Source organism: Bradyrhizobium arachidis, assembly GCF_015291705.1.
GTDB classification, from domain to species: Bacteria; Pseudomonadota; Alphaproteobacteria; order Rhizobiales; family Xanthobacteraceae; genus Bradyrhizobium; species Bradyrhizobium arachidis.
In genome coordinates this window covers 4,776,403-4,802,988 of the sequence record NZ_CP030050.1, presented here as the reverse complement: position 1 = coordinate 4,802,988, position 26,586 = coordinate 4,776,403, and the positions used below count along the sequence as shown (strand labels likewise).

At 61.8% G+C, this 26,586-nt stretch carries 23 protein-coding genes; 10 read left to right on the top strand and 13 right to left on the bottom strand.

Annotated features, from left to right (window positions below):
• Positions 1 to 20 precede the first annotated feature (20 nt).
• A complete protein-coding gene (locus WN72_RS22150) occupies positions 21 to 569 on the top strand; it encodes a methylated-DNA--[protein]-cysteine S-methyltransferase (RefSeq protein WP_092220091.1) in 549 nt (182 codons plus the stop codon).
• 12 nt (positions 570 to 581) lie between these two features.
• On the opposite strand, the gene WN72_RS22145 is transcribed toward WN72_RS22150, so the two are convergent.
• The 6 genes from WN72_RS22145 to WN72_RS22120 all read right to left on the bottom strand — a co-directional run bounded on the left by WN72_RS22145 (position 582) and on the right by WN72_RS22120 (position 6,085).
• Positions 582 to 1,022 carry a hypothetical protein gene (locus tag WN72_RS22145; protein WP_143130829.1) on the bottom strand — a complete coding sequence of 147 codons (441 nt, stop codon included), beginning with the start codon at positions 1,020 to 1,022 and terminating at the stop codon, positions 582 to 584.
• A 38-nt stretch (positions 1,023 to 1,060) separates the two neighbouring features.
• Positions 1,061 to 1,636 (bottom strand): methylated-DNA--[protein]-cysteine S-methyltransferase, encoded by a 576-nt coding sequence (locus WN72_RS22140; protein ID WP_092220096.1) that lies wholly within the window; start codon positions 1,634 to 1,636, stop codon positions 1,061 to 1,063.
• Positions 1,637 to 1,791: 155 nt separating this feature from the next.
• Positions 1,792 to 2,883, bottom strand: a complete 1,092-nt coding sequence (gene ada / locus WN72_RS22135) for a bifunctional DNA-binding transcriptional regulator/O6-methylguanine-DNA methyltransferase Ada (RefSeq protein ID WP_244553993.1) — start codon at positions 2,881 to 2,883, stop codon at positions 1,792 to 1,794.
• Positions 2,884 to 3,041: 158 nt separating this feature from the next.
• Positions 3,042 to 3,494 (bottom strand): ester cyclase, encoded by a 453-nt coding sequence (locus WN72_RS22130; protein ID WP_092220099.1) that lies wholly within the window; start codon positions 3,492 to 3,494, stop codon positions 3,042 to 3,044.
• A 146-nt stretch (positions 3,495 to 3,640) separates the two neighbouring features.
• Complete coding sequence (locus WN72_RS22125; RefSeq protein ID WP_092220101.1) at positions 3,641 to 4,840, bottom strand: FAD-dependent monooxygenase; 1,200 nt, start codon at positions 4,838 to 4,840, stop codon at positions 3,641 to 3,643.
• A gap of 45 nt (positions 4,841 to 4,885) precedes the next feature.
• Complete coding sequence (locus WN72_RS22120; RefSeq protein WP_092220103.1) at positions 4,886 to 6,085, bottom strand: ABC transporter substrate-binding protein; 1,200 nt, start codon at positions 6,083 to 6,085, stop codon at positions 4,886 to 4,888.
• Positions 6,086 to 6,259: 174 nt separating this feature from the next.
• Here WN72_RS22120 and WN72_RS22115 point away from each other — a divergent pair, with 174 nt between their 5' ends.
• Complete coding sequence (locus tag WN72_RS22115; RefSeq protein WP_092220105.1) at positions 6,260 to 7,810, top strand: winged helix-turn-helix domain-containing protein; 1,551 nt, start codon at positions 6,260 to 6,262, stop codon at positions 7,808 to 7,810.
• A gap of 58 nt (positions 7,811 to 7,868) precedes the next feature.
• Here WN72_RS22115 and WN72_RS22110 read toward each other — a convergent pair whose 3' ends face one another.
• On the bottom strand, positions 7,869 to 8,198 hold the full coding sequence (locus WN72_RS22110; RefSeq protein WP_143130830.1) for a hypothetical protein: 330 nt from the start codon (positions 8,196 to 8,198) through the stop codon (positions 7,869 to 7,871).
• A 162-nt stretch (positions 8,199 to 8,360) separates the two neighbouring features.
• A complete protein-coding gene (locus WN72_RS22105; RefSeq protein WP_092220111.1) occupies positions 8,361 to 10,136 on the bottom strand; it encodes an adenylate/guanylate cyclase domain-containing protein in 1,776 nt (591 codons plus the stop codon).
• 403 nt (positions 10,137 to 10,539) lie between these two features.
• On the opposite strand from WN72_RS22105, the gene WN72_RS22100 reads away from it, so the two are divergent.
• The gene (locus WN72_RS22100) at positions 10,540 to 12,291 is read left to right on the top strand and encodes a SulP family inorganic anion transporter (RefSeq protein ID WP_092220113.1); all 1,752 of its coding nucleotides are present in this window, start codon (positions 10,540 to 10,542) and stop codon (positions 12,289 to 12,291) included.
• 218 nt (positions 12,292 to 12,509) lie between these two features.
• Entirely contained in the window at positions 12,510 to 13,703 is a 1,194-nt protein-coding gene (locus WN72_RS22095) for a M14 family metallopeptidase (RefSeq protein WP_027557677.1), read from the top strand.
• A 575-nt stretch (positions 13,704 to 14,278) separates the two neighbouring features.
• Here the strand turns inward: WN72_RS22095 and WN72_RS22090 are convergent.
• Positions 14,279 to 15,343, bottom strand: coding sequence for an IS110 family RNA-guided transposase (locus WN72_RS22090; RefSeq protein ID WP_194482925.1), 1,065 nt, complete (start codon positions 15,341 to 15,343; stop codon positions 14,279 to 14,281).
• A gap of 197 nt (positions 15,344 to 15,540) precedes the next feature.
• On the opposite strand from WN72_RS22090, the gene WN72_RS22085 reads away from it, so the two are divergent.
• The 4 genes from WN72_RS22085 (at position 15,541) to WN72_RS22070 (ending at position 20,680) form a co-directional block, all read left to right on the top strand.
• On the top strand, positions 15,541 to 17,286 hold the full coding sequence (locus tag WN72_RS22085; RefSeq protein ID WP_092219218.1) for an adenylate/guanylate cyclase domain-containing protein: 1,746 nt from the start codon (positions 15,541 to 15,543) through the stop codon (positions 17,284 to 17,286).
• Between the two features lie 559 nt (positions 17,287 to 17,845).
• Positions 17,846 to 18,169 carry a PilZ domain-containing protein gene (locus WN72_RS22080; RefSeq protein ID WP_231164352.1) on the top strand — a complete coding sequence of 108 codons (324 nt, stop codon included), beginning with the start codon at positions 17,846 to 17,848 and terminating at the stop codon, positions 18,167 to 18,169.
• 729 nt (positions 18,170 to 18,898) lie between these two features.
• Complete coding sequence (locus WN72_RS22075; protein ID WP_092219232.1) at positions 18,899 to 19,168, top strand: hypothetical protein; 270 nt, start codon at positions 18,899 to 18,901, stop codon at positions 19,166 to 19,168.
• Positions 19,169 to 19,597: 429 nt separating this feature from the next.
• A complete protein-coding gene (locus WN72_RS22070; protein WP_244553939.1) occupies positions 19,598 to 20,680 on the top strand; it encodes a transglycosylase SLT domain-containing protein in 1,083 nt (360 codons plus the stop codon).
• A 481-nt stretch (positions 20,681 to 21,161) separates the two neighbouring features.
• Here WN72_RS22070 and WN72_RS22065 read toward each other — a convergent pair whose 3' ends face one another.
• A complete protein-coding gene (locus WN72_RS22065) occupies positions 21,162 to 22,469 on the bottom strand; it encodes an adenylate/guanylate cyclase domain-containing protein (protein WP_092219214.1) in 1,308 nt (435 codons plus the stop codon).
• 293 nt (positions 22,470 to 22,762) lie between these two features.
• Between WN72_RS22065 and nhaA the strand changes: the two genes are divergently transcribed.
• On the top strand, positions 22,763 to 23,995 hold the full coding sequence (gene nhaA / locus WN72_RS22060; RefSeq protein ID WP_092219212.1) for a Na+/H+ antiporter NhaA: 1,233 nt from the start codon (positions 22,763 to 22,765) through the stop codon (positions 23,993 to 23,995).
• Between the two features lie 94 nt (positions 23,996 to 24,089).
• Here the strand turns inward: nhaA and WN72_RS22055 are convergent, their stop codons facing one another.
• Positions 24,090 to 24,794, bottom strand: coding sequence for a GrlR family regulatory protein (locus WN72_RS22055; protein ID WP_027557672.1), 705 nt, complete (start codon positions 24,792 to 24,794; stop codon positions 24,090 to 24,092).
• Positions 24,795 to 25,038: 244 nt separating this feature from the next.
• Positions 25,039 to 25,188 (bottom strand): hypothetical protein, encoded by a 150-nt coding sequence (locus WN72_RS22050; RefSeq protein WP_007609497.1) that lies wholly within the window; start codon positions 25,186 to 25,188, stop codon positions 25,039 to 25,041.
• A gap of 105 nt (positions 25,189 to 25,293) precedes the next feature.
• Here WN72_RS22050 and WN72_RS22045 point away from each other — a divergent pair, with 105 nt between their 5' ends.
• On the top strand, positions 25,294 to 25,752 hold the full coding sequence (locus tag WN72_RS22045; RefSeq protein WP_167381098.1) for a hypothetical protein: 459 nt from the start codon (positions 25,294 to 25,296) through the stop codon (positions 25,750 to 25,752).
• Position 25,753: 1 nt separating this feature from the next.
• Here the strand turns inward: WN72_RS22045 and WN72_RS22040 are convergent, their stop codons facing one another.
• Positions 25,754 to 26,575, bottom strand: coding sequence for a tetratricopeptide repeat protein (locus WN72_RS22040; protein WP_167381097.1), 822 nt, complete (start codon positions 26,573 to 26,575; stop codon positions 25,754 to 25,756).
• Positions 26,576 to 26,586 lie beyond the last annotated feature (11 nt).

Genomic DNA, 26,586 nt, shown 5'->3' with positions numbered 1-26,586 from the left:
CCCTCTAAGGACTTCTCCCTATGTGGAACGAAAACACGTCCTACCGCTCTGTCGGCAACGACTATTTCCACTACGTCACGGCCAGGTGCTCGCTGGGCTTCGTTCTGACCGCGGTCTCGCCGAACGGGATCTGCGCCATTTTGCTCGGCAACACCCGCGAGGAGCTGGACCAGGCGATACGATCCGAGTTTCCCGACAAGGAGCCGGCCTATGGCGGCTGCGAGCTCGAAGGAATCGGCGCCCAGACGGTGAACGCCGTCGAGATACCTCGCGCGCATATCAGCGTGCCGCTCCATCTGGTCGGAACGGCCGCGGAGGTCCGCGTCTGGCAGGTCCTCCAGAGCGTCCCTGCCGGCGATCTCATCACCTATGAGCAGATCGCGCAGCGACTGGGCGCGCCGCATACGCCTGAAACAGTCACTCTCGCGTGCCTCGCAAACAGGATCGCTGTCGGGATTCCCTGCCATCGTGCCGTGACCAGTCGCGGCGATATCGGCGCGTATCGATGGGGCGTGGAGCGAAAGCGCGCGCTTCTCGTGCGCGAGCTCCGCCTCCCCGTGGAGCTGTGAAAGCGCCCTCGTCTACGAGGGATGGCGCCGCTGTTCGATCGATCGGAAGTCGATCACCCTGACGGTCTCGTCTGCCGCGGACTGCCGCACGGCTTCATCCCCCGGCGGCAGCGCGAAATGCCGTTGCATGGTGTGCCAGCCAGTCGGATCATGCCGTTCGACGCCCTCGATATCCGTCACCTCGATGGCAATGATCGGATTGGCCGTGCTCGCCGTGCCCGTGGCGTCGACAAGAGGCTGCAAGACGAGACGAGGCGTGTCGGGATTCGCCAGGGCGATGCTTTGCAGCCTCTTCAGCGGCCAGCGCAGATGGACCCAATGCTTGACGATGACAGACCAATCGCAACCGCCTTTCAGCGCACCATTGAGAAGACCGTTCGACAGCGGATCGTGAGGAAACACGCCGAGACTGTTCGCGATATCGATGGCATGCGGCCCCTTCGGCAGCAGCACGAAAAGACCAACCCTGTCGTCATCCAGCCTGACGAGTTTCATGCCTCGGCCTCCTTTCGAAGCAGCTCGCGCTTGCGCGCGATGCCCCAGCGGTAACCCGCAAGCTCGCCATCGGCGCGGATGACACGGTGACACGGGACCGCAAGCGCGATCGGGTTGGCGGCGCAGGCGTTCGCCACCACGCGGGCGGCGACGCGCGGGTAGACGCAGTTGATCAGCCGCGCCAGGTGCATGTAGCTCATCGTCCTGCCCAAGGGAATCGCTCGGATCTGCTCCCAGATGCGGCGTTGAAGCGGAGTGCCGCGCATGTCGAGCGTCAGGTCGAAACCGTCGGACGGCTTCTCCGCGTAACGGACCACCTTCGCAAGGTCATCGCGGACCATCGCTTCGTTCGCAATCAGAGTGGCCTCGGGAAAGCGCGCCGCGAGATCGGTCTCAAGGGCGGTCGTGTCGTCGCCAAGCAGGATGGCACAGACGCCCTTGGCGCTGCGGGCGAGCAGAACCTTGCCTAGAACCGTGTCGGCGCCCCCGAAAAAGAGAACGTCGGTTACCGTGCTGTCGGGCTCGACTGCGGGCAGCAACCGCAAGGCGGCTTCGGATGTCATGAGGTTCATGGTGTGGCTCCTTGTTTGTCCTCATGATCGAAGCTACGCGCACGTGCTCCTGCTCAAACTCCGATGCTTGCTTTCAAATTGAGAAAAGCTCCGGTCGAGCTTCCGCGCGAGGTAGACACGGGCGATGCGCGATGGCACCTGGCCGCGTAGCGCGTTCAGCCGGCGCGCGAGGTTTCCCTGTCGAGCAGGGCCCGCTTGCGTTCCACGCCCCAGGCATATCCGGAGGTCGACCCGTCGTTGCGGATCACGCGGTGGCACGGAATGGCGACCGCGATCTTGTTGGCCGCACATGCGCCGGCAACGGCGCGCACAGCGTTGGGAGTCCCGATCCGCTGCGCGAGCTCGGCGTAGCAGACGGTCGCGCCGACAGGAATCTCCCGAAGCGCCTGCCAGACCCGCTGCTGGAACGCAGTGCCCCGAATGTCGAGCGGCAGATCGAGACCGATCTCCGGCGCCTCCACGAGGCCGACCACGCGCGCGACCATCGCCTCATAGTCCCGGTCGGCGCCGATCAGGCGCGCCTTGGGGAAGCGATCCTGAAGATCGCGGACCAGCTCATCCGCGTCATTACCGAGAAGAATCGCAACGACGCCCTTCCGGCTCGACGCGGCCAGGATGGGCCCGAGACAACTTTGACCAACCGCGAACCTGATCTCCTCGTTCGCTCCTCCGGCACGATATTGCGACGGCGTCATGCCGAGCATCCCCGTCGACTTTTCGTAGAACCTCCCGCTTGAATTGAAGCCGGCGTCGTACATCGCCTCGGTGACGGAATTGCACGACGCCAGACCTTCCCGAACCTTCCTGGCGCGGAATTCAGCTGCGTAGCACTTCGGTGTCAGCCCGGTGGCGGCCTTGAAGATTCGATGAAAATAACCGGGGCTCAAGCCGGCTGCCGCGGCGAGATCCTCCAGCGACGGCTCCTCCTCGCTCGTCTCGATGATGCGGCAAACCCTGGTGACCAGCGCGGCATTCCCGGCTTCGACCGAAGGCCCGTCCGGATTGCAACGCCTGCACGGCCGAAATCCGGTCGCCTTGGCATCCGCCAGGCTGTCGTGAAGCTGGACGTTCTCAGGGTTCGCCGCGCGCGAAGGGCATGACGGCCGGCAATAGACCCCCGTCGTCGAAACGGAATACCAGAAATGACCATCCGCGGCCTTGTCGCGCGCAAGCACGCGGGCCCATCGCGGATCATCCGCGACCGGCAAGGGCATCTGCCTTCGGAACTGAACGGACGCTGCAGTCATAGGCATTAGTTTCCACCATGCCGGAGACGCCGCCACCCGATTTCCGACAATGTGCAAGCGATCACATGCGCCTGGCGCGCAACAGCAGACGAGGCCCGCACAACGTGCGAGCCTCGTTCAACGACATCGGATATGCCGATGGTGCAGAAGCGTTCCGATCAGGCCGCCGCCTTGAGCAACCCGAGCTGGGTCAGTGCGGTGACGCCGTCATCGAGACCGATCTCCTCGACGATCTTGCCGTCGATGACCTTGAGCACCGTGGTACCCGTGAAGCGCATCTTGCGGCCCGTCGCTGCCGGCAGGCCGCCGATTAGGAAATCGTTGAAGGCCGGGCCGGTGTGGGTACCACCGCCCTCCCATTGACCGACAACATAGTCGCCCTCGGCGATCAGCTCCGCGGTGCCCCAGAAGTTGAGATCGGGGAACGCGGCGCGGAAGTCGGTCATGAACGCCTTGATGTCGGCGCGGCCACGCCTCGGCTCATGCAGCGAATATTTGAGCAGCATGTCGGGAGCCGCGATCTCGTCGATGACGCCGAGATTGACGGACTCGCCCCAGAACTCTGTGAACCAACGGCCAACGACGGCCTTGTTGTCATCTAGCTTGCTCATCGAAAAACACCCTTCATTTGCAGGACTCATGATTTGCAGGACTCATGGATCGACTGGCGATCGCCGCAATGTCTAGGCGTCGCCTCCGCGCATCGAACTCCGGTTCTTGTCCTGAAATCGGAGAATGCCCGATCAAGCCCGCCGCATCAGCTTGCGCCAGGCTGCAAGGCGCAGGCTGCGCTTGCAGTTCCCCGAATGACGGCCAGAGCGGCCTCCTCCGCGTCGTAAGAAAATATCCACTCCGCCGACGACATCCAGCCGCGCATCCTCTGGGCCTGCTCCGCGGGATCGCCGCCGGCGGATCGGTAGAACCGACCGGCAAGGCGTGAGGCTGCCTGCACGCGGCTGGTCCGCTCCAGCCTTAGATCCTGGTAAGCTTTCAGGCGCGCCGGGATCTCGTCGCGCCCGGCGTGCTCCAGCAGGACGGCAAGTACGAAGCCGTCCTCAATGGCTTGTCCCGCGCCCTGGCCGAAATGCGGCACCATCGGATGGACGGCATCACCGAGAAGCGTGACATGCCCGCGCGACCAATACGGCAATGGCGGCCGATCGTAGATGCCCCAGCGAAAGGTGTGATCGAGCGCCGCAATCAGGTCCTGGACCGGCGCATCCCACCCCTCGTACTCCCCCGCGAGCGCCCTGACATCGCCCGGTGCAAACCAGGTCTCCTCCATGTCACGCATGCTCGGGACGAACGCGACGATGTTGATCAATCGCCCCTGCGACACCGGAAAGCAGATGAAGCTGCGACCATCCCCCATCCACATGTTGAGGCCTCGCAGCTCCAGGCCCGACGCGAGCTCTTCCGCCGGCACCAGGCCGCGATACGCCACGACGCCTTCGCTGGTCGGGCGCGCCACGAGGCCGATCTGCCGCTGGACCACCGAATGGATGCCGTCAGCACCGATCACCACGTCCGCATCGCAGACCACGCCATTGGCAAAGGTCAATCGCGCTCCGCGCTCGGTGTCAGCAACGGCGATGCAGCGATGTCCGAACCGGACCGGTCCTTTCACCGCACCAAGCAGCAGCTCGAGCAGCTCGACGCGGTGAATCTGATAGCTCAGCGCCATCGGCGCACCCGGCCTCGAAACGGGCTGTCCCTGCGACGTTCGCAGCGTCAGCCCCTGGCTCCTCGTGGTGATCTGCTCGATCGCCTCGCAAAGCGAGGTACGTTTGAGCAAGGTCAGCGCATTCGGAGGAATGGAGAGCCCTGCCCCGGCCTCGCGCGGCGACTCTGCTCCCTCGAAGACGGTGACGTTCAGGGCCCGCGCGTTCAGCGCGAGCGCCGCAGACAATCCGCCGATCCCTGCGCCGACAATCGCGACATTCAGCCGGCCGGTCATGACCCGATCACCTCGAACAGTGTCATTTCCGGATTCGATCTGTGGTCAGTTGCCGACGAAATCATCGAGCAGCACCCATCGGGTGCCGTTGAAGCGCGCCATCCTGGCCTTTGTCCAGCCGATCCGGCTCGACGGGGTGATGTTGATGGTCAGGCCGGGCAGAAATGTCGGCAGCTGGAGCCCTTGGACGCTGGTGGCCTGCCTGATCAGATTTTCCCGCGACAGGTCGTCGCCGCACTTCTTCAGGACCTCGACGATCATTTGAGCGGTCGCATAGGGGAAGATCGATTCCTCGATATCGTCGTTCGGTGCCCATTGCTTCATGAAGACCCTAAACTCTCGCATGCCGGCATCGTCATCCCACATGGGATCCTCTGACGTCTTCAGCCAGAACGCGCTAACCGCCCCCGTCGATGCGGTAAGTCCGGCCGGCCGCAGGACGGCCGAAATGCTGCTGACGCCAGACAGCAGCACATGCTGGACCTTCCAGTTGAGCTCATGCGCCTTGCGGATCGCTTGCGCCGCGAAGCGTGCATTGGAGGCATGGAATAACGTATCGGCGCCGGACGCCTTGAGGACCACGACTTGTGAATCGACCGTGGGCTCCATGATGTCGTAGGCCGCCTCTGCCACCACCATGGTCGAGGCTCTCGATCCCAGGGCGGCCTTGAACCCAGCCAAATTGCCTTTCCCGAGATCATCGTTTTGATAGATCACGGCGACCTTCGCGTCAGGCTTGGTCTTCAGCAAATACTCGGCATAGATCTTGGTCTCGACCGGTTGCGGCATCATGAACGTGGTCGTCCATGGCAGGTTCTCGGGATCGTCGAGCTTCGGGGTACTGGCAAGCACCAATATCTGCGGAACCTGCTTGCCGTTGAGATATTTCGCCACGGCAAGGTTGGTCGGTGTGCCGATCGATCCAACGATCGCGAGCACATTGTCGTCCTCGACGAGCTTTCGCGTCTGTTGCACCGTCTTGGTCGGCGAAAAGGCGTCGTCGAGCGAAACGAGCGTCACCTTGCGGCCGTTGATGCCGCCAGTCGCGTTGATCATGTTCAGATAGGCGGCTTCGATCCGGCCGAAGCGGCTCAGCGACGAGAGCGGCCCGCTGTAAGGAGCGGTCTGCCCGATCCTGATCTCGGTGTCGCTAACGCCGGGACCGTATTTCTTGTCGGCCGCAGCGACGGGTGAAGGGCCGACGATCGAAAGGCTTAACGCAGCAAGGATCAGAGGCCGGATCATGGAGGCTACCTCATACTGGCGGCCGTGAGGGCGGCGTTTTGCCACCCCGAGCTGCAACATAATGCTGTACAATCGTCCCAGCGTCCCGAAACTCCGCCGAAATTTTCCGAAAGCAAGTTCCACGAGGCGTTCTTGTTGAGATCGTCGCAGCCCCCGATCCTCGTCGGCGACCGGATGGTGGATCTGGCCCGTGAAACCCTGTGCGACGGACGCGGCGACGTCGTCCCCTTACGCCCCCGCGCCTGGGCGGTGCTGCGGCTGCTTGCGACACGGCCTGGGCAACTGGTCAGCAAGGACGAAATCATGGACGAGGTCTGGTCAGACTGCGAGGTCACGGAGGATTCTCTCGTCCAGGCGATCGGCGACATCAGGCGCGCTTTGGGAGACGCCGGCCGCTCGGCTCTGAAGACAATGCCGCGCCGCGGCTACATGCTTGTTGTCGATGCAAAGCCGATCGATGCCACCGTCGTTTCCGGCGACACGCCGCGGCCATCCGATACCGCAGAGCTGCCGGCGGCTTCGATGCCGCATTTGTCGATCGTCGTTCTGCCTTTCGCCAACATCGGCGGCGATCCCGCGCAGGACGATTTCGTCGATGGTGTGACCGAAAGCCTGACGACGGATTTGTCGCGCATCGCCGGCTCGTTCGTGATTGGCCGCAACACCGCGTTCACCTTCAAGGGAAAGGCCGTCGACACCAGGCAAATCGGCCGCGATCTCAACGTGCGCTACGTGCTGGAAGGCTCGGTGCAACGCGGCGGCAACCGTTTTCGCCTGAATGCGCAACTGACCGACACCGAGACCGGAAGCCATGTCTGGGCCGACCGCTTCGACAAGCGCGCGGCCGAACTGCTGGACATGCAGGACGAGATCGTGTCGCGCCTCGCCAACACCCTGAATGCCGAGCTCATTGCCGCCGAAGCGCGGCGCGCGGAGCGATCGCCCCGTCCGGACGCGATGGATCTGTATTTCCAGGGCCGCGCGCTCCAAAACAGAGGCGTCACTCGCGCGCTCCTGACGCAGGCCAAGGATTTCTTCGCGCGATCGCTGGTGCTTGATCCTGGAAACATCGAAGCAGCGGTCGCCGCGGCTCAGGTCGAGGTGTCCGTGGGATCGGCGTTTATGGCCGACGACGTCAACACTCATTTTCAAGTCGCGGAAACGGCCTTGAACGGCGTGTTGCTCCATGCCCCCGATCACCCCAGAGCCCACATGCTGCTCGGCGCCGTGCAGATTCAGACGAACCGTATCGAGAACGGCATCGCCCAATGCCTGAGATCTCTGGCGCTCGACCGGAATCTGGCCGATGCCCACGGGTTCATCGGCCTCGGCAAATATCAGTCCGCCCGTTGCGAGGAAGTCGAGGGTCACATTCAGGAGGCGCTTCGGCTGTCCCCGCGCGATACGCGCGCCTTTCTGTGGTACATGTTTGTCGGCCTAGCCAAGCTGGGCATCAAGCAAGACCATGAAGCCATCGGCTGGTTTCGCCGCAGCCTCGAACTCAACCGCAATCACGCGCTGTCGCACTTTCACTTTGCGACCGCCCTGGCGCTGGTGGGGGAATTGAAGGAGGCGCGATCGATCGCCGAAGCGGGACTTGCCCTGGATTCCGGCTTCACGATCCGCCGCTACCGCATCAACGCCAAGGGTGACAATCCGGTATATCTCGCTCGGCGCCAGCGCTACTTCGAGGGCTTGCGCCTCGCCGGCGTGCCGGAGGGATAACTAGAAGCGCACGATAGGATCGGCGGCGGCGTGTGCGCGCGAGGTCGGACCAAAGCGATTACTGCCGGCCTTGTTTCGAAGGGCCAGTCTGGCTGCCAGAACCAGTCGTTTGCTCACTCCCCGGTTGGCCCGGGGGATGCGCAGAGGCGCCCGGCTTGTCTTGGTCGGCGACGTATCCGGACGCGCCTGAATTGCGTGTCTTGGCTCCTTTATCTGCGTCGCGCTGCATCTGCTCGTTGGGCTCGCTCGTCTTGAGCCCTTTGTCTACGTCAGTGCGCATCTCGTCTTTGGTTTGGTCACTAGGCGCGGCCTTTTGCTGTTGCGCCGTTGCTTGGAAGGCAATTGTGCTTGCGGCAGCCACAATCATCGCGAGAGTTACGATTCGCATGCTTCTTCTCCAGTGCGGTGCCCTACCCCGCTCAACGCGCCACTTTTCCTAACGTTCGTTGTCCCGATCGCTATTTTCAAAAGGGGGCGATCAGATAGCTCTCGCGGACGCCTCGCGGAACTCCAGGGCGCTTATCACGCGGGGGCTTTCTGGCCGGCACGGTTATTCGGGCAGCCCAGCCTGCCGCAGTCCTTCTTCATATCGCGCGACGTCCTCGGCACGTCGATAAGGGCCGAGCACGTCCTTGAGATTGGACAGGCGTAGCGTGGGGCTCAGGTCTCGCAGCCGGGCCATTGCCTTGTTTGCTTGCTCCGGCCGACCCGCCATTGCGTTGCTTGCGGCAGCGATACGTAATCCAGGTCGATAGTCCGGACTGCACTGCAATGCCATTGCCGCCCATGATGCCGCTTCGTCATAGCGGTCCAAGAAGAAATGTGCGTACGCGGTTCCGGCCCGCATTCCCATCAGCCACGGATCAAGTGGGCTGAGGCGAATGGCACGTGCAAAGCGTTCGATTGCCGCTTCCGGCTCGCCGAGCCAGATCTTGACCCAGCCGCCGAAATGCCATGCCTCAGCCAGATTGGAATTGAGCGCAAGCGCGCGATCGACCAGGCCTGCGCCGACCCCGACATCCCCGACAACGAAGGCTAAGGCATTCCCGCTAGCGGAGAGCGCGATCGCGTCATCCTTGCCCAACTCGACTGCCCGTTGGGTCAGTCTCTTCACTTCGGCAATCGCTTTCGCCGTGTCCGGAATCCAGCCATTGATCCTGGCAGTGAGGTAGCAAGAGGCTGCACGACCGTAGGCGGTGGCAAATTCCGGGTCGAGCTCGATCGCGCTGTTGAACAGGCGCAATGCCTCACCGTTTGCCTGCCGGTTACCAAACTGATGAAGCCGGGCCAGACCGCGCAAATAGAGGGAATAGGCGTCGAGACTGGCGGTCGGCTTGCGCTTGGCGCGCTCGATCTCGGCTTTTTCCACCGCAGGCGCGATCGCCCCGACGACGCTCTCAGTCACCTGGTCCTGCAAATCGAAGATGTCGCCGAGCTCACCGTCAAACCGATCGGCCCAAATATGTGCTCCGGTAGCGGCATCGACGAGTTGTCCCGTAATGCGCACTCGGTTTGCCGCCTTGCGAACGCTCCCTTCCAGGACGTAGCGCACCCCAAGCTCGCGCCCGACCTGCTTCACGTCGACGGCCCGCGCCTTGTAGGTGAAGCTGGAGTTTCGGGCGATGACGAATGGCGCCTTGAAACGGGACAGCGCCGTGATGATGTCCTCGGCCATTCCATCGGCGAAGTATTCCTGTTCCGGGTCGCCGCTCATGTTCTGAAACGGGAGCACGGCGATGGACGGCCTGTCGGAGGGAGGCAGGACCTGAGGTTGGCTTGCCGCGGAAGGGTCTTGATCAGTCAACCGGACCCGCCACGCTTGCATCGGCTCAGCGATATTCTTGAGGGACTGCTGTCCGATATCATCGCAGGCGATCTCGACCTTGCCTCGAACCTGCCGATAGGCATCATCGGACATGCAGACCCCGCCCGGTTCCGCGAGGCCTTCAAGCCGGGCAGCAATATTGACGCCGTCGCCGAAAATATCATCGTCGTCAAAAATGACGTCACCGACGTGAATGCCGATGCGGAATTCGATCCTTTGATCCTGCGGCTCGGCGGCGTTTTGCTCGGCCAGGCTGCGCTGGATTTCAATAGCATAGCGCACCGCATCGACGGCACTGGCAAACTCGATCAGCATCCCGTCGCCCGTGGTCTTGACGATGTTACCGCGATGCGCCGCGATGGTGGGATCGACAAGCGCTGTCCTAATCGACTTGACCTGGGCAAGGGTACCTTCTTCGTCGGCACCCATCAGCCGACTATATCCCGCGATGTCCGCCGCAAGAATAGCCGCCAGTCGCCGCTCCACGCGCTCTTTGCTCAAGACGCACCTCGGCCAGCAAACAAACCAACCATCTAGCAGAAAAACGGGCCGATGTCCGATTGCTCAATGTCCGAGATGGATCACTGCAGACAAACGCAGCCCGGTTCGGTGTACGCATTGTTTTGGAAGCGGACGCTGTTTCCATGAGCACCCTACGCCCTTCGCATCAGCTCGAGCGATGCGGCTACGCGCAGGCCGCGCCTGCCGGCGCGCGCGATCAGCCGCGCGGCAAGAGGCCAGCCCGACTTCAAGAAGACCCGCGCGCAGTATTGATCTTGATCAATGGCCTGCCAGGCAATCGCTGAACTCGATGGCCTTCCAGCCCATGAGGTCCTGCTGCGACGCAGCAGAGTCGCAGCGAACGTCACAGCGGCTGCAACGTGGCCTGCCGGAGGGAGCGTTGATGAAGCACTGGCTGCCCGGACTCGAGACACTTCGCCGGTATGAGGCAGCCTGGCTTCCGCACGACGTCTTTGCAGGTCTCGTCCTCGCGACAATGCTGGTCCCGGTCGGCATTGCCTATGCAGCCGCATCGGGCCTGCCCGGCATCTATGGCCTTTACGCAACCATCGTGCCGCTGCTGGCCTACGCGTTGTTCGGCCCAAGCCGCATTCTCGTCCTCGGACCAGACTCGGCACTGGCAGCAATCCTCCTGGGCGTCATTGCTCCGCTCGCTCAGGGCGATCCCATGCGCGCCGTGACCCTCGCCGGCATGATGGCGATCGTCTCGGGGACGGTTTGCATCCTGGCAGGCATCGCGCGTCTCGGCTTCGTCACCGAGCTTCTCTCCAAGCCGATCCGCTACGGATATATGAACGGAATTGCGCTGACGGTCTTGATCAGCCAGTTGCCGAAGCTGTTCGGCTTTTCCATTGACAGCGAAGGACCGTTGCGGAGCCTTTGGGCGATCGCCAGCGCGATCCTTGCCGGAGAGATAAACTGGGTCGCGTTCGCGATCGGGCTCGCCACGTTGGTCGTGATCCTGCTTCTCAAGAACAGCAAGCTGCCGGGCATCCTGATTGCGGTCGTCGGGGCCACGATCATCGTTGGGGCGCTGGATCTTGGAACGCAGCATGGCGTCAAGGTGCTGGGTCCCCTTCCTCAGGGGCTGCCGGCTTTCGTCATCCCGTGGATCACCACAGGCGACATCGTTTCAGTGCTGCTCGGCGGCTGTGCAGTCGCGATGGTCTCGTTTGCCGATACCAGCGTACTTTCACGTGCCTTCGCCGCGCGATTGGGAGATCGGGTCGATTCCAACCAGGAAATGGTCGGGCTTGGGGCCGCCAATCTGGCGGCCGGATTTTTCCAGGGGTTTCCGATCAGCAGCAGCAGTTCGCGGACCCCTGTCGCCGAAGCCGCCGGCGCCCGCACGCAACTCACCAGCGTCGTCGGCGCACTTGCCATCGCCTTGCTGCTGCTTGTCGCGCCGAATCTGCTTCAGCATTTGCCGACCGCCGCATTGGCCGCGGTCGTCATTGCGGCGGCGCTCGGCCTTTTTGAGATTGCCGACCTCAAGCGGATCTATCGCATCCAGCGCTGGGAATTCTGGCTGGCGATCGTCTGCTTTGTCGGTGTCGCCGTGCTCGGAGTGATCCAGGGAATCGGTCTTGCGATCGTCCTCGCGATTATCGAATTCCTGTGGGATGGTTGGCGCCCTCATTCTGCGATATTGGGGCGTGCCTACGGCGTGAAGGGCTATCACGACATCACGCGATATCCGGATGCACGGCTGATCCCCGGGCTCGTGCTGTTTCGCTGGGATGCGCCGTTGTTTTTCGCCAACGCCGAGTTCTTCAGGGAACGCATCCTGCATGCAGTTGCGACCTCACCGACGCCGGTGCGCTGGCTGGTCGTCGCCGCAGAGCCGGTGACCAGCGTCGATGTAACCGCCTGCGACGTGGTGGCCGAACTGGACCAGACGTTACACGCGGATGGTATCGAGCTCTGCTTCGCCGAGTTGAAGGATCCCGTGAAGGACAAGCTGAAGAGATTTGGCTTGTTCGCGCAATTGGGAGAGCATTACTTCTTCCCGACCATCGGCGTCGCCGTCTCCCGTTATCTCGAGATCAACAACGTCGAGTGGGAGGACTGGGAAGACCAGGCTGTGCAGGCCTCGGAGCCAGTCGCGAGCCGAAATGCCAAATCCGGCCCTTAGCCGAGAGTTTGAGCCCTTTCGTGCGGCGATGGGCAGACCCGGCTTCAATGTCGTCCTCCGAAAACAAGGCGGGGTAGAAATCACGCAATCTTGCGACTTCAGCGGCAGACCGGTATTTGAAGTCCCGTGGGATTTTGCGACCAATGTGCATGCCGTGCCGTCGTACGAACTTGCCTTCACAACGACAGCTGCCTTTCACAATCACGAAGGACCCCATCATGCCGGACAAGTCTGCAAAAGGCATTGATCGCCGCGATCTCATGATGGCATCCGTTGCCACGGTCGGCGCCGCGGCCGCCATCGTCGTCAACGCTGGTGCCGCGAATGCCCAGGGCGCGGCGACACCCCCTGCAAATCCGGCATCAAGAACGGTCTATACCGGCGATGTTATCGAAGGCAAAAAGGTCGTCAGCGCGCTCGACGTCAACGACCTGGAGCCCGGCAAGAAACACCTTCTGTATTTTCAGGGCGTTGAGATGCCAACCGGACAGCACTGGTATGTGTCTGTGACGGTCGCCAAGGGAGCAAAGCCAGGCAAACGCGGCGTCCTGACCAGTGGCGTGCATGGCGACGAGATGAGTTCTGTGCATACGGTCCAGACCGTGATGAGCCAACTCGACCCGGCGCAGATGTCGGGCACGGTCATGGCGGTCACGGACGTGTCCCGCCCGGCCCTGGAAAGCATGCAGCGCAGATGGCCCAATCAGGGCCGAGGCGTCGATCTGATCGATATGAACCGGGAGTGGCCAGGGAACGAGAACGGCGCCACCGCACCCAGCCGACACGCCGGCCTTCTGTTCAACCGGCTGCTGCGGCCGAACGCCGACTTCGCGATCGACTTCCACACAGGGACAACCGGATTCGAAGTCACCGCATTCAATATTGGCGGGATGGATGTGCCCGAGGTCAAGGCGATGGTGGAACTCTATCCCGTCAGCCAGATTTTCGACAATCATGTCTATCCCGGCGTCCTGCACAACGCGTTTATGGACGTGGGCATCCCGTCCTTCACGCCGGAAATCGGCGCTGCGCGCGTCCTGGATCCCGAGATGATCTCGCTCTTCGTCGAAGGCACGATGAACGTCCTCAAGCATCACGGCATCGTTGCCGGGCCAATGGGACGTACAGGAAAGAACGTGACCGTCTTTGTCGGAGACAGCGCATACCCGATCCTGGCCACCGCGGGCGGTCTCGTTGAGCATCTGGTCAAACTCAACGACAAGGTCAAAGCCGGACAGAAGGTTGCCATCCAGCGCAATAGCTTCGGCGAGGTGGTTGCGGAGTACATAAGTGCCGTAGCCGGAGAGATAACGGGCCAGCGCAGCGACGCAATGTCCGAGCCGGGCAACCCCTTGGTATTCATCCTTTTCAACAAGCCGGGGCCGAAGGACGTTCAGGTCTATCCCGAGTAGTTGCTGCATCGACCTCGGGCACAGTGACGCGACCTTCACTGTGGCCGCTCACGAGGCTCATTCGTCCCTGGTCAATGCGCCTATTGGCCCCACAGCCGACCTTTTAGGAAAGCCCGCCGACTGTCAGCTATTGACCCGAATGTATGGTCCGGCCGTGGGGTGCAAGAAGATTTCGACGATCCGGTAGATGCGGTCTTGCATCAATGTATCCGGCCTCTGTTTGGAGCGCAGTGCTCCGGGCCATCATGGATATCAGCGCGCATGTGATCTGGTTAGCGGACAGGCCTCGACCGGGCCATTTGGGTCACCAGGGTTCACATGTGCCGGGAAGACCGATTCTCCATCGTCGTCTCATCCTCTCGCAGACCTCGGCGGGTAAGGGTTGTTACGTCATCGATAGCTCCTCACTTCGCGCTGTTCCTTCGTTCGTGCCTGGCGGCCGTTCCTTCGTCCCGGCCTGCGCGCGCAGACGCGCCGCGCGCAAGGGGCCGTCAAAGCCGGCCGTCGTGCTGTCCTGACGTCTTGCTCTCCTGCTGCCAGGCTGCGCCTTGACGGCCCCGCGCACGGCGCGAGGATCAAGCAGGTCGGGACACCGTCTCCTCCATCTTGACGCACGCGAAGGCGCGTCCCTTGTTGAGGACCGCCCAGGCGATCCGGGCGAGCTTGTTGGCGAGCGCAATCGCCAGCACGTTGTGGTGCAATCGCTTCTTGGCGGCTTCGATCCAAGAGTTGAGGCCATAGCGCTCCCAGCACTTGACCTTTACCAGAACAACCCACGCGGCTTGCACGAACAGCGCGCGCAGGTAGCGATTACCGCGCCTTGATATACTGCCGAGGATCGTGCGGTCGCCGGTCGATATCTGCTTCGGAACAAGTCCAAGCCAGGCGCCGAAGTCGCGGCCTTTCGAGAACACGTCTCCGGTGCCGATCGCAGCCACCATTGCGCTCGAGATGATTGGGCCAATGCCAGGCACCGTCATCAGTCGCTGGCAGGCCCTATCTTGACGGGCTAGTGTTTCGATCTCGCCAGATAGACCCTCGATACGCTCATCCAGCCGGCGCCAGTCTTCCGCCAGACCCTCGATGATGGGCAACATGCGAGGCGAGAGCACATCAGTGCGTGTTGCCAAGATACCTGGCAACTCGAACCGCAGGGAATGCGGGCCTTGCCGCACGGCGATGCCCCGTTCCAGCAGGAACGCACGGATCTGATTGATCGCGCCGGTACGCTGACCGACCAATCGATCGCGGACGCGGTGCAGTGCCTGAAGGTCGAGCTGATCGGCGGTCTTGGTCGCGACGAACTTCATGGTCGGGCGTTGGACAGCCTCGGCGATGGCTTCCGCATCTCGGAAGTCATTCTTCTGTCCCTTCGAATACGGGCGCACGTATTTCGCTGGCATCAGGCGGGCGTCGTGGCCAAGTACTTGGAGTTTGCGGCTGAGATGATGGGCGCCTACGCAGGCCTCCATACCGATCAAGCACGGCGGCAGGTTGGCGAGCCGCGTTTCCACCTGGCCGCGCGACCACTTCTGCCGCAGCACGATGGCACCGCGGTGATCCTGACCCACGATGTGGAACGAGTTTTTGCCGATGTCGATGCCGATCACGGCGATCGCCGCGTTGAGTTTCTGAGACATGGCGTGCTCCTTGTCTTGAGCGCCCCTTGCCAGCTTCTCGTGCTGGCAGGGCCGGAGCACGGCCGGACCATCCCATTAGCGGACCTCCAAGGTGACGCACGCTCATTCTCTCCCGCAATTATCGCTCACGGTCCTCTGCAAAGTGCTAGACTTTTCCCGTCTACCGCCGTGGCAAGTCTGGCCGTTCGGAGGGCGTTGTGACCGAGCAGCGGGTTCAAAGGCGACTAGCGGCGATTTTGGCTGCCGACGTGGTCGGTTACTCTGCGTTGATGCAACGCGCTGAGGAAGCCACCTACGCCGAGTTCGAGCGGCTGAAGCGCGAAGTAATCGAGCCTGGCCTCTCCCGCCACGACGGGCGACTGATCAAGACCACGGGCGACGGCGCCTTGGCCGAGTTCGCAAGTCCGTCGGCTGCGGTGCGATGTGCGGTGGAGATTCAGGAAAGGATCGCGTCGGGCCGAAGCTCCCTTAAGCTGCGCATTGGGGTCAATCTCGGGGAGGTTATCGTCGGGGCTGACGGCGACCTTTTTGGCGACGGGATCAACATCGCGGTCCGGCTGGAGGGGGGCGCCGATCCGAGCGGCATCCTGATCTCCGAAAAGGTGTATAGCGAAGTCGAAGGCAAGCTGGACGTTGGCTTCGAGGACCGGGGCGAACAGCCTCTCAAGAACATCGCCAGGCCGGTCCGCGCTTTTGCTATACGCGCGGGAGCGCATAGCCCGCTAAGCGATAGGCTGAGTGCTGCCCCACCACTTCCGGACATACCCTCCATCGCCGTGCTGCCGTTCGAGAACATGAGCGGCGACCCCGAGCAGGAGTATTTTGCGGACGGGATGGTTGAGGATATCACTACGGCGCTTTCGCGGTTCAAATGGCTGTTCGTGATCGCCCGCAATTCCAGCTTTACCTACAGGGGCAAGGCGGTGAACGTGAAGCAGGTGGGACGCGAGCTTGGCGTCCGCTATGTCCTTGAGGGGTCTGTGCGCAAGGCCTCAGGGAAAGTTCGCATTGCAGGGCAGTTGATCGACGCGACTACAGGGGCGCACATCTGGGCGGATCGGTTCGAGCGCGACCTGACAGACGTTTTCGCGCTTCAGGACGAAGTGACGGTCGCCGTCGTCTCGGCCATTCAGCCAAAGATTATTCAAACAGAAATCGCATTGGCGGCGCGGCGGCGGCCGGAGAATCTCACTGCGTATGATTATTATCTCCGCGCTCTGCCGCAGTCTTACATGGCGACCCGCGAAGGGTTGGCCGAGGCGATCAGGTTGGCTCACCGCGCCTTGGAACTGCACCCTCGGTTCGGCGGTGCCGCGACTCTGGCAGGTCTCTGTTACATGCGAAACGTCATTATCGGCTATGCTGACGATCCCCAATTCGACCGCAGGGAAGCCGTTCGGCTTTCTCGCTTGGCATTGAGCTTCGACGATAGTGATCCAGACACGTTAGCAGCGGCTGCTGTAATCTCGGCGTTCATGGTCAGCGATACTGAAAGTGCGCCCGAAATGGCAGACCGGGCGGTCGCGCTCAATCCCAATTCATTTGGCGCATGGTCGGCCAGAGGCTGGGTCTGTAGAGCTGCGGGACTACCGCAGGAAGCGGTCCAGAGCTTCGAACGTGCCATTCGCATGAACCCAATAGATCCGCTGCTACATCCGTCGTTTGTCGGGATGGGCATAGCCTTGATCGAGCTTCGTCGCTTTGACGAGGCCATCGTCGCAGGCAAGAAAGCCCAACGCCAGAAATCCTCCTTTTGGCCAGCTTACTGCTGTCTCGCGTCCGCTTTCGCCCATCTCGGGCGCGAGACAGAGGCCCATGAGGCGGTGGCGCGTCTGCTTGAGTTCGATCCCGCCTTTACAATATCAGCGTTCATCGCGCGGGGCGGGCAATCAAACGCGAAGCTGATGATTGAGGGGCTTCGGAAAGCGGGGTTGCCCGAGTAGCTCTCCAACTGCGATGAGGTGATGGAAGAGCGGTTAATTTGCGGCGGTGCACGTTGCTGACCTTCGCTCGGAGAGCCGAAAAGTCTTCTTCCGGGAGATGAGCCGACCAAGGTGAAGCAGCCCGCCAAGGGCAGCTTATGACCCATAGCTGCGTTGGCGTTCGTTCCCGCGACGCCTGCAAGGGACCCGAAACATACGATCCAGTCCATTGGTCGAGAACGGTTGGCGGTCGTCAGATGAACCAACTGAGCAAGATTGCTGGTCGTGCATTTGCGCGCCAAAGGCGGCATCCATGCGCTACGGGGAAGCCGACCGCCTGCCTCGAAAGCACAGACATCCGCCTGCCGGGTCGGCGTCAAGCGTGCGAGTTAACCATCGACTTCGATCCAATTTTAATAAGACAACAGGACTGCTTGTTAATGCGAGCCGGGCAAATCAACGTTGCAGATGTTGCCGTTTTCCGGACGTCGGCGGGACCGGGAAGCTGACTCATGGAGCGCGAACGCAATCGCTGCGGTCGTTCGATGGGAAGTAGCCTTCTCACCCGGAGCATCTCGCCATGATGATCGAACGTCGAGCAATGGAGCGCATACCGATCAACCGGGCCGCGCGGCTGTCATTCGATGGAATTCGTGGGACGCCTCCATGCGTGGTGCGCGACATAAGCGCCCTGGGGGCCTGTATCTCCACGCCGTACTACATATTTGCGAATGAGTTTGTGCTGTCGTTCGAAGGCCATTCCGGAATTTTCATCTGCCGCGTCGTGTGGAGAAAGGCGACGCTTTGCGGCGTTTCCTTTCTCCTGCGTCGTCGCTCGCCGAAATTGGCGAACGATTCTGGCGAACCCGCAAACGTGGTGCGACTTGTTCGCCAGATCGTGTGACGTTAGGACGGGCCTGGCTTGGAGGTGTCGGCGCCCCCCTTCTTGCGTGCTGACGAGCCGTCGATTGGACCGGCGCCTTCCGCTGTTGGCCCGTTGCAGACCAAGCTGCCGGGCTCTCCGACGGTCAACTTCTGACCCGTAGCGGAAATTCGTGGGACGCCTCCCAAGCTACGGCGCCGTACCAAGTGCTCTTATTGATGCGATGACCGTCCTAGCGCGCTCGGGATCGAACCGGCCAAGGCCCATGTGTACGGACTCAGCCCATTCGAGATACTTCATCAGAGCCTCATCGGTCGTATTGTCGCGAACCACGGCAGCGATAGTACCAACATAGCCATCGCATTCATCGGCAGGGCACCCGCCAATCGGATCCCACTGCTGGTTCAGAATATCTCTGACCCGACCGCGCCAGACACGAGAAGCTCCTTTGTCTATCGCCATAGACCGATCCTCAAGTTGAGTGTGGCATCTTTCTTATCAGAGCAAGTTTGCCAAGTCCGCTCTTCGCCCCGTTTGCAGCGGGCCGAGACGGTCTGATCATGTCTGGAGGTGCAAGCTGGAAAGAGCGGCGCTTGCCCAAAGTCAGGCGATTGAGCCAAAGCAGACGACGTGCGCATCGGCTGCGGTTACGGATATCAACCAGTACCGCGATTGATAAACTTCGATCTGCTCGGCAAGCCTTTCTTTGGAGCCGGCCAGTAAAACGGCAACGCGCGAAGGATAATGTCCATGTACCTCCTCACCGCCTGTCTTGTCGTGATTGTCCTGAGTGCCGCGGTATCGTTTCGTCGCTCCAGGTCTCTATCGCGCGACGCGCGAGGACGCTTAGCAGCAATTTGGCCCGTATTCTGCGCGGGAGTTTTTGCGCTGGGACTGATCGGCTTTGAACGTGCTCAAGGCAGTCAAGGCGTCGGTCCCTCCACCACGACCGATCTCCTCTTGCTTGTCGTTTCTTTCTTTAGTGGTTGGTTTCTTGGCGCCCTCGCGGGATGGATTTGACGACCGATTGGCCGTCCCGACCGTGGCATCAGCTTGTTCACGTCCGCTTGTGGCCCGTGCTGACCTTGGCTCAGAGCGCTGGAGGCCTGCTTCCTGAAGGTGACCCCAACAGTGGCATGCATGCTGGCCAGAGCAGCCAATGACCCTGAGGACGCCGATACAGCGGAACCGCCATCGCAATGATCGGTACTGTGGTGCGGATGCGGCTTGCAGCTCAACTGACACGGCGTTCGCTTACCAAGGCAAACAGACGGAAAAATCGTTCCGAAGTTGGTCAGCAGCGCTGTCGAGTGCGTCTTTGCCGCAACAGCCAATGAGAAATGCGAGCCGTCTGGCCTCACGCCTTCGTTGTGGCAAATCCAAAAGATAAATCGATCCAGGGCCCGGGCTGAACATTGGGGATCTGTGGTTGGATCGATTGGGGGAACCGTGGCCGCGCGGCTCGCGACACTGAAGATTTGGCAAGCAGGCTGTATCGCTGGTGCGTTGACAGCGACTTCGCTTGCCGCGATTGGTCAACTCGCGGTACCGCGCCCAAGCGCCGCAACGCCGAATGCAAGAGTGGCTGATGCATTCAGCGGCATCCCGCCGAATGTGACGACGGTCCTGACAAATGCCGGCGCCGCGTTTCCGGCCCCGGCCATCGAAACGAAATTCGATACAGGATTATCGGCTAATGCGATCGTTGCGGCGGGATTCAGCGCCGCGGCCCGGGACTCGGTGCCGCCATCCGATGTAACCACTTCTCAAGAGCCAATGTTGCAGGTCGCCAGCCTTGAGGCAGCGCCGCCCGAGAACTCGGCAAAGCTACAGCAGGACGGGCCGCCCGTTGCTTCGCCCAATCCGGCCGAAGGCAAACCGTCGTATCTCAAATACTACGTCTACTCGGAAATTCCGCCGCCGGAGAAACCCGCGAAGATCGCCTTGTCGGCGTTGAGCGGCGTTCCGCTCGGAACGCCCGTCCAGGAGATCGAACGTGCAGCCGAAGCGTTCGATGTCGATGTCAATTTCATGAAGGCGGTCGCCAAAATCGAATCCGATTTCAATCCCAAGCAACGCACCGGCTCCTATATCGGCCTGTTCCAGCTGAGCAAGTATGAGTTCAACAAATACGGATCGGGCGACATTCTCAATCCTCGCGACAACGCTATGGGTGCGGCCTACAAGTTTCTCACCGAGGCTGCGCTATTCGAAATAATGACGCACAAGAAGCCGACCTTTTCCGACCTTTACCTGATCCACCAGCAGGGCTGGGAAGGAGCCGCCCAACACATCAGCAGTCCGCAGCGGATTGCCTGGAAGTCGATGTGCGCAACCCGGGAGGGCTCCGCGAAGGGCGAGCGATGGTGCAAGCGCGCTATCTGGGGGAACACGCTGCCTGCGGTCAAACGCGAATGGAAGTCGGTCGATAGTCTCACCTCGGGTGCGTTCGTGGCAATGTGGCGGGACCGCGTCGACACGCTCTATGCCCGCTATCCTGTGCTAACTGCGGCGGCCGAACGCGCGAGATAGGACGGCTGGCGACTACCCACACGCACACCTCTGGGTCCACATTCGTTTCGTCGAGATGCTGTGTCGGCAATCTAGTTTCCGGCGCCGGGTAAGTTCGCGCTCCGCTACGAGACTGGGTGGTTGTTCGGCTCCGGCGGCCGGACCGACCCAACACCTCGACCAGTGCCGCTCCACGGCCCGGACTCTTAGATTATTCACAGGCAATCACGCCCGCTTCTGGCCCGTTGCTGACGTTGCAGCGAAGCTCGCCAGCAGTCAGCTTTTGACCGAGGCTGTGCAGCTTGATGCAAACACAAAAGCCATGCGCCAACGTCGCGTCGGTCCATCGAAGCGACACTGGGCTGACCTTGTTTGCGGAGGGTATTCCGAGAGGCACTGGGACTTCGCCTTCTGGCCCTCAGCCGACCTTTTAGGAAAGCCCGCCGACTGTCGGCGATTGCCCCGGAGCGGACATCACGTTCGCCGCCTACACGATTGAAGTTCACCGCGCAGCGAAGATCCGCACCCCTTCGGCCAGTCCCTTGAGCGCATGAACGCCACGATCCTCGAAGGAGAGACCAGAACCCGCAACCAGATCCCTGAGCACACTCGACGTTAGGATCTCCCCCGGGGCAGCCAGTTGAGCAACGCGAGCTGCGACGTGTACGGCAATCCCGCCAATATCATTCGGTAAAATCTCTATCTCTCCGGTGTGCAGACCGGCCCGGACTTCCAGGCCCAGGTCGCGCACGGTTTGACGGACAGCCTCGGCGCAACGTACTGCACGGGCGGGACCGTCGAACGTTGCAATAAATCCATCGCCGGTCGTCCTGATTTCCTTGCCACGAAATCGAGCGATCTCGCGACGCACGCTCGAGTCGTGCCTGACCAAAAGGTGGCGCCATTCGCGGTCGCCAAGGGAGCACACGCGCTCTGTCGAACCAACAATATCGGTGATCAATACAGTCGCTAAACAACGTTCCATTTCGGAATGAGAGCGCGACCCGGTCAAGAACTCTTCTATCTCGTCGAGAATGCGTTGTGAGTCTCCTGCGCAGAACAGGTGATCACTTCCCGACAACTCGACGTAGCGCGCACCGGCAATGTGTGTGGCCAGATAACGGCTCGCCTCGACATTCACCCGCGGGTCATCTGTTCTGTGCATTATCAACGTGGGTACGTGAATGACGGGTAAGACGCCGCGGATATCAATTTCGCTGTTCATCCGCATGAGTGTCTTCACGTCCGACGGGCTTGCGCCGAGGCGCTCGAACCGCGCCCACCAGTTGCGAAACGCCCTGTCTTGGGCAAGGCTCGGTGCAAACCCGGGAACAAGCGCTCCGCTCCCCCATGACCGTTCAACCTCTTCCAAGAAACTGGCAAGTTTATCCGGCGACATCACGGCCGTCGAAAATAGCCCATAAGAGCCATAGAGCATCAGAGCAAGGGTGCGGTCAGGATGTGTGGCAGCGAACAGCAGTGACATCGGACCGCCCTCGGAAATGCCGAGGAATGCTGCGCGTTTCGAACCGACCGCGTCCATCACCACACGCGCGTCATCCATTCGCTCCTCAAGCGTAGGAATTGCCGTAACCCGATCTGATAACCCGGTTCCGCGCTTATCAAAGCAGATCAAGCGAGCGAAGGAGGCGAGCCGTTCCATGAAGCCGGCCCAGCGAGGTTCATCCCAAACATGATCGACATGCGAGATAAATCCCGGTACCCAGACAAGATCGAATGGACCGTTCCCAATGACCTGATACGCGATATGGACCTCGCCGCTTCTGGCGTATCGGGTTTCGGGAAGCATCACTAACCACTCTGGCTGATGCGATCGGAATTGAAGCTTTCACTATTTAGCACACGTCGCTAGTCGGCGCCCTCATTTCTCGACCAAGAGCGGGACATTCCGACGGCTCGTTCCACGTCGGATTTTGGCCCTTAGCGGACCAATCGCGGCATGGTGCGCCACGTTGGCTTTTGAACCATTACCATCGCAGTTGCGTTCTCGGCTCTGTTGTGTAGAAGGACGACGGGTGCTTACTGCATGAAGCAGTGACAGGTTAAGCGATGGTCGGGCCGCCACGCAGGATGCGTGTGCCCATGACAGATCAGCGGCCCGGCAGAAACCCTTCAGGGTCCCAATCTCTCGCTGAGCGAGCGCTCGCGACACTCCAGCACTTCCTACATGTCGAGGCGATCAGCGGGATTGTGCTGCTCGCGGCCGCGGCGGCTGCATTGCTGTGGGCCAATTCGCCATTTGCTCGTTCGTATCATGATCTCTGGAACTTGCCGATTCCACTTCGCTTCGGCGCATTTGCCTTCGAAGAGCCGCTGCATTTCTGGGTCAACGACGCGCTGATGACGGTGTTCTTCCTCGTCGTCGGCATGGAGATTCGCCGCGAGATCCACGAGGGCACGCTGAGCCGGTTCGACCAAGCCATCTTGCCGGTGCTGGCGGCATTCGGCGGGGTCGTCGTTCCAGCGCTGATCTATCTGAGCTTCAACGCCGTTCCGGGGCGCGGCCACGGCTGGGCGATACCCACCGCCACCGATATCGCGTTCGCTGTGGGCGTGCTGGCGTTGCTCGGAAAATCGATTCCAGGCAACGTCAGAGTCTTTTTGCTGGCGCTTGCGATCATCGACGACATCATCGCGGTGCTCATTATCGCGCTGTTCTACACCAGCGGAAACGATCCCAGCGGCCTCGCGGTCGCGGCGCTCGGCGTTGTCATGGCGCTCGTCTTTCAGCGCCTCGGGATTGGCTCTGCCTATGTCTATGTCGTGCCGGCGTTTATCGTCTGGGCGGGGTTTCTGATGACCGGGGTTCATCCGACGTTGGCAGGGGTCGTACTTGGCCTGATCACGCCGGTGTGGTCGCTCCGTCCCGAGATCCTGCCGCCCGTTATCCGCGTGGAGACGGCGCTGCATCCGTGGGTGGCCTACGTCATCATGCCGATCTTCGCGCTGGCGAATGCGGGGGTCAGCTTCAAGGGCATGGAGCTGTCAGGTGGCCCTCAGCTCGTGACGCTAGGCGTTGCGCTTGCGTTGTGCGCGGGCAAGCCGATCGGCGTGATCGGTACGACATGGCTTGCGGTGCGCATCGGTTGGTGCCGCCTTGCGCCTGATGTCTCATGGTCGGGCGTCTGCCTCATCGGGCTCCTAGCCGGCATCGGCTTCACCATGTCAATCTTCATCGCCATGCTCGCGTTCACGGACGAAAAGTTATTGGATGCGTCGAAGTTTGGCGTGCTGTTCGGCTCGCTTATCTCTGTTACCTTGAGCCTTGGATGGGGGGCGGAATACGCTCATCGGCAACAAAAGGGTGAACGATGAAGGGGTCCGGTTGTGGCCCGAGACCGACATCCAGATGCACGACTTCAACGTCGCCTTGTGACAGCACACCGGACGCGACGAAACCACCCGTAGCTTACGCCCGTCGCATCAGCTTGAGCGACGCCGCAAGGCGCAGGCTGCGCTTGCCGGCGAGCGCAATGCCTTCGAGCTCGCCGCTGTCGGCGGTGCAGGTCCCGGAGAAGCCGATCCCGACCTCGAGACCGCCAAACACGGGATTGTCGTCTTTCGCCGGCGTGTGCTCCTGGTTCAGCATCTCGCCTTTCCAGCGGCCGTCCGCCGAGGAATAGGAGCCGAGATAGTAGAAGAACGCATCGCCCCCGAGGATGCGGCCGTCCATCAGCAGCATCACGCCGGAGAGCCCGGCATCGACGCCGTCGAGCGCGCGGATGTGGATGGCGTAGAGCCCGTTGACGATGCCGTCGGGACCGACCGTGCCGCGCGGCGGCAGAGCCTCGTCGTCGAGCGGCGCGAGATTGGCCCAGAACACGTTGCCCGGCATCGGCTCCGCCCTGCCCTCGAACAGGATCGTCGATCCTTCGGTCCGGCCGCGCACCTTGATCGCAGCGATGTCGGTGCCCATCAACGGCTTGTAATTGGGATCGTCGTTGTGGCGCTCGGTGATGACCTCGCCTTCGATCACGCCGTCCCTGACCTCATAGGAACCGAGATGGGCGAAGGCGGAATTGCCGCCAAGCAGCTTGCCCTTGTGCATGCACATGATGCTGCGGCCGAAGGCGCCGCCAACGCCGTATTCAACCTTGTAGAGCCCGTCCAGCAATGTCATCGACCCGCAAAATCAAAAAAAGAATCGTGGGCTACCTAGCACCGGCGCCCGACCAAGGCCATCCGGCTTTTCCGCGCAGGGCGGCTCGCGGAACCCACTCAGGCATGGTGCCATCATGCCCCTGTTTTGCCCGACGGGTCAAGTTTTAATTCGGTAAATCCGTATCAGGCGATTTCAACCGCCTGGCTACTGTGCATGGGGTTGTTTCGATTTTCTTGTTCGCGCGGCGGGTCGCGCTTCAATGACGCTTGAAGTATTGCACCTCGCGCTCGTGCTTCTCGGCCGCCGCGCGGCTCTTGAACGTGCCGAGGTTGCGGCGCTTGCCGGTCTTGGGATTCACCTTGCGTGAATAGAGGCGATATTCGCCGGATGCGAGTTTGCGGATCATGGCTGCACCTCCCGCTCGTTGCGATGTCAACGGCCCGCACCGGCGCTGGTTCCTTGCGCTCGAAGCTCGGTCGAACCCGTTGGCGCCGGCGCGCGACGAAGAGGCATGACCCAGACAGAGCCATCAGCCGAACAGCAGATCGGGGAATTCATCGCCAGCGCGGCGAAGCAGCCGCTGCTCGATGCCGCCTTCGAACTGTGGCGCTGGCGCTATCGGCTCAATTCGATCAAGGGGCGCCCGACCGCCGAAGAGGTCCGCATCAATCGCACCCTCACGCCGCAGCAGATGTCCGAGAAATACCGCTACGACCGCGACCACGCCCATGAAGGGCCGATGTTCGGCTATCTCAAGCGCGCCCATCCGCGCGCCGATGACGATGCGATCCGGCGGGCCATCATCACCGCCGTCAAGTTCGAAGATGCCACCTTCGAGCACTTCAACTGGAACGGTGATTTCTGGGAATGCGTCGTGCGCGCGGTCGCGCGCGCGGCCGCTCGATATCCGGACTTTCTCGATACGACTTATCGCGACGCCCGCAACAACGTCGCCTACTACTACAAGTGAGCTAGAAGCACAGGGTCGTGACGAGCTGGCCCTGCTTGTTCTTGATCGCATAGGGACAGCGCAGCCGCTCCAGCGCCTTCTTGGCATCCTCGTCGCCGAGCGCTGCGGCGCGCTCGTAATAGGCCTTTGCAGCATCCTTGTCCTTGGGACCGCCGCGGCCTTCCTGCGCGAAGGCGCCCATCCGCTCCAGCGCGCCGGGATGGTTTTGCGCCGCCGCCTTCTCGAACAGCGCGCGCGCCGCGACGTCGTCCTTCTCGCCGCCATTGCCGCTCGCCAGCATCAGGCCGAGCTGGTACTGCGCCTCCGCATTGGTCTCGGCGGCCTTGCCGAGCAGCGCGCGGGCCTGCACGGGATCGGCCGGCGTGCCGCCGCCGGAGCCGCCGAGCGCGGCGAGATTGCTGACGCCGCGGGGATTGCCTGATTGCGCCGCCTTCTCGAACAGTTTTCGCGCCTGTGCTTCATCCTTGGCGACACCAGCGCCGGTGCCATACGCCACGCCGAGTTCGACCATCGCCGCGCTCGATCCCTTCTCAGCCGCCTTGCGCCAGGCAGCGATCGCCTCGTTCGTCTGGCGGTTGGCCGCATAGGCGCGGCCGAGCGCGAACATCGCCCGCCGCGAGGATGACGCGGCCTGCTTGCAAAACCTGATCGCGGTCGCGATGTCAGAGGGCGCGATGTCCGTCACGCCTTTCACATCGGCCGGCTTGTCGGGATCGCTGGGATCGGCGGCGACCCTGTCGCACAGGACGAGATCAGCCGATTGCGCATGCGCCGCCAGCGGCGCCGCGAGCGTCAAGAGGATGGCAAGGAAATAGGTTCGCATGAACGCCACGT